The sequence below is a fragment of the Paenibacillus sp. UASWS1643 genome, from assembly GCF_008693195.1.
In the GTDB taxonomy this organism is placed as follows: Bacteria; Bacillota; Bacilli; order Paenibacillales; family Paenibacillaceae; genus Paenibacillus; species Paenibacillus amylolyticus_B.
The window spans coordinates 139,453-151,290 of record NZ_VXKZ01000102.1 but is presented as its reverse complement, the minus strand read 5'-3'; the positions used below and the strand labels follow the sequence as shown (position 1 = coordinate 151,290).

General features: G+C 45.8%; 14 protein-coding genes. 8 read left to right on the top strand and 6 right to left on the bottom strand.

The features are described 5' to 3' along the window. Positions 1-22 precede the first annotated feature (22 nt). Positions 23-289, bottom strand: a complete 267-nt coding sequence (locus FE296_RS09760) for a SunI/YnzG family protein (RefSeq protein WP_124113646.1) — start codon at positions 287-289, stop codon at positions 23-25. A gap of 230 nt (positions 290-519) precedes the next feature. Between FE296_RS09760 and FE296_RS09755 the strand changes: the two genes are divergently transcribed. Then, entirely contained in the window at positions 520-1,089 is a 570-nt protein-coding gene (locus FE296_RS09755) for a hypothetical protein (protein WP_124113647.1), read from the top strand. 89 nt (positions 1,090-1,178) lie between these two features. Then, on the top strand, positions 1,179-1,787 hold the full coding sequence (locus FE296_RS09750) for a DUF1349 domain-containing protein (RefSeq protein WP_124113648.1): 609 nt from the start codon (positions 1,179-1,181) through the stop codon (positions 1,785-1,787). Between the two features lie 26 nt (positions 1,788-1,813). Here the strand turns inward: FE296_RS09750 and FE296_RS09745 are convergent, their stop codons facing one another. The 3 genes from FE296_RS09745 to FE296_RS09735 all read right to left on the bottom strand — a co-directional run bounded on the left by FE296_RS09745 (position 1,814) and on the right by FE296_RS09735 (position 4,388). Beyond that, on the bottom strand, positions 1,814-2,920 hold the full coding sequence (locus FE296_RS09745) for an MFS transporter (RefSeq protein WP_150364848.1): 1,107 nt from the start codon (positions 2,918-2,920) through the stop codon (positions 1,814-1,816). 89 nt (positions 2,921-3,009) lie between these two features. Continuing rightward, entirely contained in the window at positions 3,010-3,540 is a 531-nt protein-coding gene (locus FE296_RS09740) for a TetR/AcrR family transcriptional regulator (RefSeq protein WP_124113650.1), read from the bottom strand. A gap of 77 nt (positions 3,541-3,617) precedes the next feature. Beyond that, positions 3,618-4,388 (bottom strand): DeoR/GlpR family DNA-binding transcription regulator, encoded by a 771-nt coding sequence (locus tag FE296_RS09735; RefSeq protein ID WP_150364847.1) that lies wholly within the window; start codon positions 4,386-4,388, stop codon positions 3,618-3,620. A 357-nt stretch (positions 4,389-4,745) separates the two neighbouring features. Here FE296_RS09735 and FE296_RS09730 point away from each other — a divergent pair, with 357 nt between their 5' ends. From FE296_RS09730 to FE296_RS09715, 4 genes are all read left to right on the top strand, one after another. Next, positions 4,746-5,711: a metallophosphoesterase family protein gene (locus tag FE296_RS09730; protein WP_124113652.1), complete on the top strand. Its 966-nt coding sequence runs from the start codon at positions 4,746-4,748 to the stop codon at positions 5,709-5,711. Positions 5,712-5,753: 42 nt separating this feature from the next. Continuing rightward, positions 5,754-6,611 (top strand): DMT family transporter, encoded by an 858-nt coding sequence (locus tag FE296_RS09725; protein WP_223868832.1) that lies wholly within the window; start codon positions 5,754-5,756, stop codon positions 6,609-6,611. A 212-nt stretch (positions 6,612-6,823) separates the two neighbouring features. Further along, a complete protein-coding gene (locus tag FE296_RS09720; protein ID WP_317889408.1) occupies positions 6,824-7,375 on the top strand; it encodes a nucleotidyltransferase family protein in 552 nt (183 codons plus the stop codon). A 53-nt stretch (positions 7,376-7,428) separates the two neighbouring features. Continuing rightward, on the top strand, positions 7,429-8,160 hold the full coding sequence (locus FE296_RS09715; RefSeq protein ID WP_223868831.1) for a YdcF family protein: 732 nt from the start codon (positions 7,429-7,431) through the stop codon (positions 8,158-8,160). A gap of 100 nt (positions 8,161-8,260) precedes the next feature. Here FE296_RS09715 and FE296_RS09710 read toward each other — a convergent pair whose 3' ends face one another. Next, the gene (locus FE296_RS09710) at positions 8,261-9,616 is read right to left on the bottom strand and encodes a M56 family metallopeptidase (protein WP_223868830.1); all 1,356 of its coding nucleotides are present in this window, start codon (positions 9,614-9,616) and stop codon (positions 8,261-8,263) included. Between the two features lie 9 nt (positions 9,617-9,625). Beyond that, the gene (locus FE296_RS09705) at positions 9,626-10,000 is read right to left on the bottom strand and encodes a BlaI/MecI/CopY family transcriptional regulator (protein WP_124113655.1); all 375 of its coding nucleotides are present in this window, start codon (positions 9,998-10,000) and stop codon (positions 9,626-9,628) included. A gap of 167 nt (positions 10,001-10,167) precedes the next feature. Here FE296_RS09705 and FE296_RS09700 point away from each other — a divergent pair, with 167 nt between their 5' ends. Both FE296_RS09700 and FE296_RS09695 read left to right on the top strand, forming a co-directional pair. Beyond that, positions 10,168-10,695, top strand: a complete 528-nt coding sequence (locus FE296_RS09700; protein WP_124113656.1) for a hypothetical protein — start codon at positions 10,168-10,170, stop codon at positions 10,693-10,695. 114 nt (positions 10,696-10,809) lie between these two features. Next, positions 10,810-11,703 carry a TIGR01777 family oxidoreductase gene (locus FE296_RS09695; protein WP_150364844.1) on the top strand — a complete coding sequence of 298 codons (894 nt, stop codon included), beginning with the start codon at positions 10,810-10,812 and terminating at the stop codon, positions 11,701-11,703. The last annotated feature ends 135 nt before the right edge of the window (positions 11,704-11,838 follow it).

The following is an 11,838-nucleotide window of genomic DNA, read 5'->3' as shown; positions in this document are numbered from 1 at the left end:
AAAATCCGTTTCGAACCACAATCTAGTTTGCCGGTTGTAGCATATCTCGGATATTGGGATATAAATTCACACTGTTCGTGAATAAGATATATGATTGATCAACCGTACGGATCAGAATCCTCTCGCTTGTGCCATTAACCGGACCGATTCGAATGGCGGATGGTTCGCTGCCACCGTATGTATCATCCAGAGTGACCGATGTGATATGTACAATTGGAATTTCGATTTTGGAGAACTGCCAGCGGATGACCAGTTGATCTTCTATTTTTTTGACGTTAACACCAAACATAATAAGACCTCCCTTTAAGCCTGCTGAAGATAAATACTTTTTATTAGTCTACCACTTATTGGTTAATACTTCCTTGATAATAGTGAATTTCCTCCGTGGAATTGAAATGCCCAAGTGTAACTTTATCCACGGGTAATATTTTGCTACAGATATTTCCATAAATGTTGGCATGATGTACACTATGACTAACGAATATGGATACGGAGCGATTTGTTGGAGGTGAGATTCATATGACAGACTTGAACGCGTATCATTATTTTGAAAAAAGTCTTGGTCCTTTCCGAAATCTCTCCAGCCTGTCTAATGAAGAAGCCGAAACAGTTACCCGACAAATCCGGCATGAAGGCCGGAATTTTGCCAGTCAGCGATCAGCAGATTATATGACCATCCGCAGAGCACTTGAACATAAAGCGTACGAGCAGTTTAAGGCCAAGGGCGGAACCCCCACCAAGCCATATCCCCACTATCTGACCCTCGGTGAATGTGAATGGCTGTCATCCTGGTATACCGAACCGGATCAAGTGTGGATTCCGTGGGAAGATCTGTCTGCCGAAGTTGTGAGCTTCACGTATGGAGACCTCTTTCCAACCATGCGTTATACAGATGATAGACCTTACCGTAAGCAGATCTACACCAAGGATGAAATCCTGGAAGTTATTCAGGCCTATGGTTGGCCTCAAGAATGGAACCGTAAAGGCGATCAAGGTCCGGAACGATATATTGAAGTACAAGTATGGGACGAGCGTATCATCCAACGGTACCGATCGGTGTACGATATCGGGGATGGAATATTTAAGTAAAACATACAGGATTAACCACGACATATACCGAATACAAATAGAACAATTGAGCAAGAAGAACTTATACTCCAACACAAAGGGTGTGCCACATGACGAATCTATTCGAACAATGTTCAGGTCAAACATTATCTGCCAATCTGGGATGGCTGAACGAGCCAACAGATTGGTCCATTGAAGACGGCAAAGTAACGATAACCGTTTCGCCGATCAGTGACTTTTTCATTGATCCGGGAGGTGAGCCGGTGAAAGCTTCAGCTCCATTTTTACATACAATAGTCAAGGGAGATTTCAGCATCGTCACTCAAGTACAGGTGGACATGAAAGAACAGTATGATTCGGGCTGCCTGATGGTGAGGGTGGACGATACGAATTGGGCTAAAGTCTGCTTTGAGTATTTTGAAGAACAGCCGTCTATTCTTAGTGTCGTTACTCGTGGTAACTCGGATGATTGTGTATCAGCATCTGTAGACGTCAGCAAGCCTTATTTACGTGTAGCCCGGGCAGGCAACAGCTTTGCATTCCATTATTCTCAGGATGGAGAGAAGTGGAAGCTGGTTCGTTATTTCGGCCTCGACTGCCCGGAAGAGATCAAAGTTGGTATTGTGGCCCAATCCCCCATTGGGCAAGGGACCACGGTTGCTTTTACAGACGTACAGCTTCAACATGGAGTGACCGGAAGTGTTCGCCGGGTAAAATAACAGGGATCAGAAGGTTGTTCTGTCATTTATTTCACCCGAATTAACAATCCAAACAGGCCGAGTACAGCAAAGGCCAGAAATGCCGTTGTATTGGAAAACACTTCGATCGTGTAACCTGCCATGGATGAGCCAAGGAATTGCCCAACACCCAGCGCGAGAAAGGCAAGGCTAATTCCGATGGACACATTTGGACTGAACAGTCTCGTCGCCCAAACGATAAATACACTGGTCAGGAAAATGTAGGTGCTCCCAAACATGATGGCAGAAATTATGCTGGCAGTCATGGATGGCAGAAGGATAACCCCAAGCGAAATAGCCAATAACATTATGCCAATTCGGTAGGACCACCCAATCTGGATCCGTTCAATAATGCGGCCAGCGCATCCGCCGAGTATGCCCATAACCCCCATCACAATCCAGAACAACACGGCTTCCGAATCGGAGGCCCCTTTCTCGTCTGTAAGGAAATTTCGGGCAAAGGTCCAGTAGATTGCAGAACTGAAACCTGTCAACAGACATGCCATGAGCAGAGCAGACCCAGGTCTGGTTGGTTTCATGCATGTCCAGAGAGATTTGGTACAAGGCAGTGTCTTGGTTGCTGGAATGACACGTCTGTTCCACAAAAGAACGACAACACCGATTGCAGCAAACAGGATATAGGTTAGACGCCAGTAATCCGTAAACAGCAAGTAGAGCGGGCCAGATACAACAATCCCGAAGCTGGTCCCTGTATTAATCCAGCTGTTGCCTCTTGCTTGTAGATTAGGAGCCAGTTCGGCATTCACTGCATTGCCAAGGGCCGGGGAAGCCCAGCCTGTGCTCAGACCAGCGAGAAATATGCTGAAAGTAAGCATCCATGCATTCTGAGATAGGGCAATGCCGGTTAAACCTAGCACTGCGCTGATTCCGGCCAGTTGGATGACATAATGATGTCCCTTGCGATTAATCAACAGGGGGGCAGTTAGAAGGGACAGACAGTAGGCAATATACGTGCCTGAGTTAATTGCGCCTGAGGCTGCATCATTTAATTGTAAGGCTTCCGAAATTTCCGGCATAAACAACCCATAACTGAATCGCCCGAATGCATAACATACAGCGATTAGTGCAATGCCTGGAAAGATAATTTTTTTCATTTAATCCACCGCCTTTTTAGATAGAACGATCATTATATTTCTTATGAAATAAAAAAGTGAGTTGAACTACTAACTCACCCGGAATGGTCTTACTTGAAACTGGTTAGCGTCATATGGATCAGTTCACGGCAGACGTCATTTACATTTTCTGTCTCAGCGAGTGCGGTGGAACCCTCCAGCAATATGGAGAATCTCAATAGATCACGTTCACTCGCAGCAGGCGCCAATGTATGAATTAAAGTTCGCATATGTCTTTTATGCGCATTGACAGTCTGGACGATGATATGATCTGCATGACCTCCAAATTCTTCCTTGGCGCGTAAAAATAAGCACCCTCTTGATTCGTGCTCCTTCAGCCATTTTGCATGTCCTTCAGCCAAATTGAGGAACATGGGTTGTGCTTTATTGTCAGCATATTGCCGAAGCTGTTCCAAATAACGCTGTTCGCGTCGCAGGAGCACCTGGACAATAAGATCATCCTTGGACTCAAAGTGATTGTATAACGTCATGATGGCGATCCCGGCATCCGTTATAATTCGTTTCAAGCCAATGGAATGGAAGCCGTGCAGATAGAACAATTCTTCAGCCACGTTCAAAAGCATTTCTTTTTTGCTGCTCATAATCAGGCATGTCCTCCTTTAAAATAAGATAGAACGATCATTATACCTTATAAAGGTATAAAAAATGGCTCACACTGTCAAATCGTGTGAACCGTTTCAATCTCCATTTGATGCAGGGCCTCTACCCATTCTGTCGAACATCCGGAGTCTGTAATGACCATTGATACGTGATTCATGGGGGAGATCTGTGCAAACGTGGATCGACCAAATTTGGTGTGATCGGCTACCAAAATGGACTCTTCTGCTCGTTCCATCATTCTGCGGGAAACAAGTGCTTCTTCCAGTAAATAGTCCGTTACACCATCCATTAACGAAACACCGCCGGCAGAGATGAATGCTTTGTTTACTTTGAACTGACTCAGCAATTCATGTGTGACTGGCCCCGTGGAAGCTTGTACCGCTGAATTGATTTCACCTCCGGCAAAAATGATTTTACCTGCAAAACCTTCCAGCGCACAGGTGAGGATTGGAACTGAGTTGGTGATGACAGTCACCTGTGAACGATTTCTTAGTTGACGCATGATCTCCAGTGTTGTTGTGCCATTGTCCAACATCACGGTTTCACCATCTTCAATCAGAGCGGCAGCTGCTAGGCCGATGCGCTGTTTCTCATTCATCTGAAGCTGCGCACGCTTTTGAAAAGGGGCTTCGATCATTCCTGAACGTACACGAACAGCTCCGCCATAGACTTTACGCAATTCGCCTTCCTTTTCAAGTCGATCCAGATCACGCCGTATGGTTTCTGTAGATACCTGAAACAGATCTGCCAAAGCCTGAACCTGAACTTTTCCTTGGGTAGCCAGACGGGTAAGAATAGTATTTTTGCGCTCCTCATACGTTAGAGACATACGTTGTCGAACCTCCTGTATTGCGTATACATATGTATTTTAAATTTATAATTCGTGTAGTCTTGTGGATTTATGTTGATTTATATAGTTTAAAAGGTCAAGCAAAGCTTGTCAATTTGCCGAAAGTTTACTTTAAATAAAATAAATCTGCACCATCTAAAATCTTGATTATTTTGTTATCCAAGAACATGGGACAGAGATGTGATGATGAAGTTAATGATGTATTGACAGTACTATCATGTGAAGATAAGATCATATAAAACAACATAATATCACAAGAAACAACATACAGAGTGTAACGAGATCAGAATTATATAACATGTATTTTTACTTACTACTAATGAGGGGGTCAAAAGAGTGAAGCGACAGCTGACTTTTCAAAAAAATGGAACGTTTAAAATCGTGCAGTTTACAGATCTGCACTGGAAAGACGGTCGTCCTGAGGATATCAGAACCCGGCAGTTAATGAATACCGTTGTTCAGGCGGAACAACCCGATCTGGTTGTGTTTACAGGGGATGTGATCTATACGGGGCCGGTGGATCAGGGGAAAAAGGCATGTGAGCATCCGGAGCAGGCTTTCCGCGAGGCCGTAGCAGTTGTGGAAGAGTGTGGCATTCCGTGGGCATTTGTGTACGGCAATCACGATACGGAAAATCGAATTACTCCCAATGGATTAATGGATGTCATTCAGGAACATGAGTATAACGTGACAGAGCCTGGTCCAAGCGAGATTGCAGGTATGAGCAATTACACGCTGGAGGTAGCCGATTCGGATGGGAGTCCGGCTGCAGTGTTATACTTCCTCGATTCAGGGAGTTATTCCACAGTTGAGTCTATTCCCGGCTATGACTGGATTCAGCCCAATCAGATCCAGTGGCTGATGTCTGAATCCATACGCGTCAATCCCGGCCGCAGCCGCGGGGATAAGCTACCCGCCTTGGCGTTTTTCCATATCCCGATTCCTGAATACCAGTCCATGTGGGACACGCAGATCTGTTATGGCAGCAAGTACGAGCCTGTCTGTTCTGCCCAAGTGAACTCGGGGCTGTTCTCTGCACTGCTGGAGATGGGCGATGTGATGGGAACCTTTTGCGGACATGATCATGTGAATGATTTTCACGGGAATTACCACGGCATTCGTCTCTCCTACGGGCGTTCGAGTGGGCACAGTACATATGGAAGGGAAGGCATGCTGCGCGGAGGACGTGTCATTCAGTTGAAGGCGGGACAACGCAGCTTTGATACATGGCTTCGTCTGGAAGACGGCTCTGTCGTGAAGGAACAGCCAGAACATCAACCTGAGAGCGCTTCAGCACAATAGATTATATAAAAGAGTAATGGAGTAGAGAGGAACGTTTTGATTATGATTTTACCTACAATGCTGGTACTGGCTTCCGGGATGGCTCATGCCGTCTGGAGCATGTTTACCAAGCGCAGTCTGAACAAAAGTGTGTTTTTGTGGTCCATTATGATGATTCCGACAGTTATATTGCTTCCTGTACTTATTATGGAGTTGGCACGTGAACCCTTATCCATTGCAGCCTATGCGCTGTTAATTCTGTCTATGGGCTTGCAGGCGTTGTACTCTTGGTTGTTGTCTCAGACCTACGAACTCGGCGACCTATCTCAGATCTATCCGATTATGCGGGGAACGAGCACCTTATTGGTGCCTCTAATTGGAGTTACTTTTCTTGGGGAAACCTTATCCTTGTACGGCTGGATCGGCATTGCGTGTATGCTGGGCGGATTTACGGTGCTCAGTGGCGTCGGAAGCAGAGATGTTACGATGGGCTCGCGTAGAACGGGACTGAAGCCCGTTCTTATGGCTTTATGTGTGGGTTTATGTACAACCAGTTACGTGTTCGTGGATAAACTGAATCTGGAACATATCTCACCCTTATCATTACTTGAAGTGACCAACATTGGTTTTGTCGCCGGATTAACGCCTGCGTTGCTGGCTTCTCGTCAATTGCGTCAGGAGTGGAAGGTGAATCGATCGACCATTATGCTTGGCGCGTTACTGAATCCGGGCTCGTACCTGTTGTTTCTGTTTGCGTTACAGCAGGCACCGATGGCAAGATTGGGTCCCCTCCGGGAAGTAGGCACGATATTTGCCGCATTCCTTGGTATTTTGCTGCTGAAAGAACAGCAGGGGAAAAAGCGTATTCTCTGTTCCATCGTTATTTTTGCCGGCATTTTACTGATTGGGATGTGGGGCTGACTTAAAAAAATGAATCAGATTTCTTCATGCAATCCCCTCAGGTGAATGACCTTAAGATGCATCTGTTCAGATGACACTTAGGGTGACCGCCTGAGGGGATTTGTTCATTTTATCGGAGACACCCAAACATGATATATTGGATGGAGGCACAGTAAGCAGGTAGAATAGATTGAGGGAGTGAGTAAAGCATCGGGAGTAAGGAGAAGGATCACTTGTTGCATGAGGAGAAATTCATCCGGGCAATTGCGGAGCACGAGCAATTAATGCATGACCTGCGGAGAGTCCGAGGTCTCCATCTGCCACAATGTTACATAGGTGCAGGATATATTCGCAATTATATCTGGGATGTTCTTCATGGATATGCTGTTCGAGAGCTGCATAGTGATATTGATGTTGTCTATTACGATGCGCAAGATCTGCGAGAGGAACGAGACATACAGTTGGAGTGTCAGCTTCGTGAGTTGACAGGCAATGCCAAGTGGTCTGTCAAAAATCAGGCCAGAATGCATCTGCGCAATGGCACAGATCCTTATCTTTCTACTGAAGATGCTCTTCGCTATTGGCCAGAGATTGTGACTGCCATAGGCGTACAGTTGGATGAAGAAGATCGGGTTAACATCTGCGCTCCTCATGGTCTGTATGATCTGTATGCGTTAATGGTTCGTCGAAGCCCGTTCTTCACGGATGCTGATTATTATAATCAACGCGTACAGAAGAAGTGCTGGCAACAACAGTGGCCCAAACTAACGATAATAACAGACTGAAAGATAAGTGATTTGCGGAAGTGCAGGTACAAGAAGGAGTGTCTACGGAATTGATGAAAAAGTTCTTACAGAAAAATGGACTGATCATTGATCTTGTCCTGTTGGCATGTTTTGTAGCTTTTCTGGTCTTTTGGGGCCAAAGGTTTGCGGTCATGTTTTTCGGAATGATCACGGTGGCTTTTATCGTGCTAAGACGGATTGACTATCAGAAGCATGTTATTCTGAAAAGGATTATCCTTACCGGATTTGGCGTGGTTGCCGTCTCCTTTGTCATTATTGAAGCACTTGTATTCACACAGCTTGGTGCGAATGATCCGGAAGAAGCGGACTATGTCATTATTCTGGGTTCAGGCATTCGGGGAACGGAATTGTCATTGACCCTCAAGCAAAGGTTAGATGCCAGTCTGGATTACATTCGAAGTCACCCTCAGACGCCGGTCATTGTATCGGGTGGACAGGGACCCGGAGAATCGATTCCCGAAGCGCTTGCCATGAAAAACTATCTGATTAAACAGGGAATTAACCCCGCCCAAGTCATTATGGAAGATCGCTCGACGAGTACACAGGAGAATCTGGCCTTTTCCAAAAAAATCATTCATGAATCCGGATTGGAGCACCCTGAGATCATGATTGTCACCAGTGACTATCATATGTTCCGTTCCAAATATATCGCTGCCAAGAACGGGTACGCGGCAGAATACGGCATATCGGCCCCGTCACCGGGATATTTGAAGCCGGTCAACATGATCCGTGAATATTTTGCTACGATCAAAACGTTTATCTAATGCACATGACAGAAAAACGGAAACAGGACGAAGCGGAGATCTATGATCTATGCTTCGTCCTGTTTGCATATAAGGATGGTTATTACTCCTTAACAATAGGTTATTTTTCTGAAGGAGCAGGTACAGTTACTGAAACCTTATCCCCAGGGAGAGCTACCATTTCAGAAGATGAGGCAGGAGAAGGAACGGTTGCGGCCTCGGAAGGGAGGGCTACCATCTCAGAAGATCCAGCAGGAGAAGGAACTGTGGCTGATTCTACAACTTGAGCTTCAGAAGGTTCAGTAGTCGAAGGAGCTGGTACATTTTCTGAAACTTCATCCTCAGGGAGAGCCACGATTTCAGGCGTTTCGGAAGCAGCGGGAGCAGTTACAGCTTCAGAAATTCCGGATTTAGATGGAGAAGCTGCGATTTCAGGAGTTTCAGATACGGAAGGAACAGGCACGGCTTCAGTAGCCTTGGCCTCTACTTTAACCGTATGGTTTGATGCCCATACTGCGGTAGATGTACTTACTCCTGTAATAAGCAATAGGGCCCCCATACTTAACATCCAGTGTTTCTTGTTCAGTTTCTTCACATTAAACATGTTCATCAATCTCCTTTTTAATTGTTTGCCTTCACCCGATAGGGACGAACAAAATTGAGCAGGCATTTTCTTGGTTCCCGCCATCACATTTAAAATTGTCTCACCATATCGTCTTCGTTCTTCGTGGGACATCTCTTTCACCACATCTTCATCACAGGCTAATTCGCTCCAGGTATGAATGTCCCGGCGAATCATATGAATCAGGGGATTGAACCAGTGCAGGGCACTAACCCCCAAGGTCAGAGCCTTGACCCACAGATCTTGATGTTTCAGATGTACTAGCTCATGATGAATCACCATCTTGATGTCCATCTTTACCGTATTTTCGGGTGGAAGATATATTGTTGGTTTAAACAAGCCGACCAGTATAGGGCTCCGTACTGCCGTGCTGTGAGCAAGCGTGATATTGCGTTGGAGCCCCAAAGCCTCTTTGATTAATGGCAGCTGTATAGCGGCTTCACTATCATAGAGAACTGGTGTACGTGTGCGTGATAGTTCATTCAAAAATCTCCGATAACAGTACACCTGCCATGCAGAAAAACCGATGACGCCAATGCTCCATATGCATAACAGGAACCAGGCTGTGCTTACAGAGATGATTTGTGCCGAGATAAATGTCCCTGCAAGTAAGCTTGTAGATGTTGCATGCTCCATACTCGGTACAGTTGATGTAGGAGGGAATGCAAAACCCAAAAGCCATGAAAGGCCAAGAGATACCGGGAGCAGATAGAACAAGAGAGCCATTTTACCGAGTCTGTAGAGCCACTTGGTCGGAAAAACAGATACAGGTATGAGTCGCAGTGCCAACATACATATAGCAACGATACTTCCAGCCACGGTCAGGCTGCACAGAATTTCAAAAAAGATGTTCATGATCTGCACCTACTTTTCCGAAAGCCATTTTTTCAGTTCTGAAATGTCATCGTCTGAAAGCTTATCACCGTCATACATGGCCGAAACCAAATTCTTAACTGAACCTTGATAAAGTCCATCAAGCACGTGCTGTGTTTCCTGTAGTTTGTAGTCATCTGGTTGTAGGAGAGGCTTATAATCATTGATTCTTCCACGCCTCGTCACGGTAAGAGCGCCTTTATCCACCAATCTGGACAGAAAGGTAGACATGGTCTGCGCTTTCCACGCTTTCCCTTTCTCAGCGAATATGTCTAAAAGCTCTGTCGAGGTGACGGGTGGATCGCATGACCATATAACGACCATTAACTCCATTTCTGTTTCGGATAATTTTTGAATCTGGTTCACAGTGAACACTCCTTAACATCGTTATGCGTCCATAACGAGCGTATTACTACACTACGTAGTACGTATAAACTACTACAACTTGTAGTGGATAGTCAAGTTATCCTGATAGATGATTGCCAAACCATGTTATAATATAGGTCATTAATAGAAGAACGATGTAGGAGTGAATGATCATTACAGCATATCAATTACCTGCTCTCTATGAGCAGAAGCGAGTTTCAATGCAAGAGATGGAAGAGATTGTACGCCTGTTGGCCCAAGCCCCGCTACTATATGATGATGGACAGAGCATTCAGGTTCAGGACTATCTGGGAGGATTGGAGGTTGAACTTGAGCATGAGCATGAGGTACGCCTTGCTGTGACTGAATTGTATGCACTGGCTGTTCAGGCCTGCCGCGCCTTCGCCGATCCATTGGCGTACGAACAACTTCAAGATGTGCTTGGGTTACAGGCTGAGTTATGGCAGGAGGAAGTGCTTACTCTTGCGAAGTGGATGGACTGGCTGAAACAGATCAGTGAAGGAAAAAGAACACTGCCCGATTACAATTTTACAGCCATGCTTGGGACTTTGCCGGACGGATTCATGATCCATGACTTTTATGATGAACTCCGATATCAACTGCAACAAAACCCTGCAAACACATGGGCTATCGAAGAGCGGAATCGCTTGTACACGGCGCTCGGTGCGAATTAAATCAAACCAACGGGCCACCAGCGGTGTTTAATCTAATATCTGTATTTTGCACGTATAGAAACAGGTTGATCTATTTCTTGCGAAATCTTTACCCAGTATGGGAAATGAGGGGATATCGTGAAAAAGGTTGTATTGGCTGGTGGAACGGGTTTTGTTGGACAGGATTTTGCCCAAAGGTTCAGGAAGCTGGGTTATGAGGTGCTGATTATCTCGCGTCAGCCCGGTCATATTGCCTGGGAGGATCGTACAGGGATCATAGAGGCACTGGAAGAAGCAGAGATGCTGATTAACCTGGCAGGTAAATCGGTGAACTGCCGTTATACGGATGAGAATCGCAAAGTCATTCTGGAATCCAGAACGCGTACAACACGTATTCTCGGCGATGCCGTCCTGGCTTGTAATCATCCTCCCGAACTATGGATTAATTCGAGTACGGCGACCATATACAGACATGCTGAAGATCGTCCCATGACGGAAAAAGAGGGCGAGATTGGCTCTGGCTTCTCGGTCGACGTTGCCAAAGCTTGGGAACAGGCTTTCTTTGAATTCAGTTTGCCATCTACACGTCAAATTGCACTGCGAATTGCGATTGTGCTGGGCGAGGGCGGCGTGATGGTGCCCATGACGAACCTGGTCCGTTTTGGCCTGGGAGGATCTCAAGGGGCAGGAACACAGCAATTCAGCTGGATTCATATCGAGGATCTGTTCCGCATGGTGATCTATTTGCAAGAGCATCCGCACTTAAATGGTGTGTTCAATGCGTCCTCTCCGCATCCGGTTACAAATCGGGAGCTCATGGCACGTCTGAGAGAACAGATGGGCGTTCGGATCGGGCTGCCTTCTCCTCGCTGGATGCTTGAACTGGGCGCACGCTTCATTCAGACCGAGACGGAATTGGTTCTCAAAAGTCGATGGGTCATTCCCGAACGACTGGAGAGGGAAGGCTTCACTTTCACATATGGAACGTTAGATACCGCTCTTGCCGAGATTTTGAATAAGAAGAAATGACACTTCATAAAAAAGAAAACACAACAGGAAGGGCAGAGGCATCTGCCCTTTATTATATATTTTAAGATTTACTTCATGGCGTTTCGCCATTTGAGGTAGTGTGTAAATTTCATTTAAATCAGTCAGACGAACAGA

Excerpts from the sequence above, each read along its gene's own strand:
- FE296_RS09725 (WP_223868832.1), top strand. The coding sequence starts at position 5,754 with ATGATTTTACCTACAATGCTGGTACTGGCTTCCGGGATGGCTCATGCC.
- FE296_RS09740 (WP_124113650.1), bottom strand. The coding sequence starts at position 3,540 with ATGAGCAGCAAAAAAGAAATGCTTTTGAACGTGGCTGAAGAATTGTTC.
- FE296_RS09735 (WP_150364847.1), bottom strand. The coding sequence starts at position 4,388 with ATGTCTCTAACGTATGAGGAGCGCAAAAATACTATTCTTACCCGTCTG.
- FE296_RS09715 (WP_223868831.1), top strand. The coding sequence starts at position 7,429 with ATGAAAAAGTTCTTACAGAAAAATGGACTGATCATTGATCTTGTCCTG.
- FE296_RS09700 (WP_124113656.1), top strand. The coding sequence starts at position 10,168 with ATGATCATTACAGCATATCAATTACCTGCTCTCTATGAGCAGAAGCGA.
- FE296_RS09745 (WP_150364848.1), bottom strand. The coding sequence starts at position 2,920 with ATGAAAAAAATTATCTTTCCAGGCATTGCACTAATCGCTGTATGTTAT.
- FE296_RS09755 (WP_124113647.1), top strand. The coding sequence starts at position 520 with ATGACAGACTTGAACGCGTATCATTATTTTGAAAAAAGTCTTGGTCCT.
- FE296_RS09750 (WP_124113648.1), top strand. The coding sequence starts at position 1,179 with ATGACGAATCTATTCGAACAATGTTCAGGTCAAACATTATCTGCCAAT.
- FE296_RS09760 (WP_124113646.1), bottom strand. The coding sequence starts at position 289 with ATGTTTGGTGTTAACGTCAAAAAAATAGAAGATCAACTGGTCATCCGC.
- FE296_RS09710 (WP_223868830.1), bottom strand. The coding sequence starts at position 9,616 with ATGAACATCTTTTTTGAAATTCTGTGCAGCCTGACCGTGGCTGGAAGT.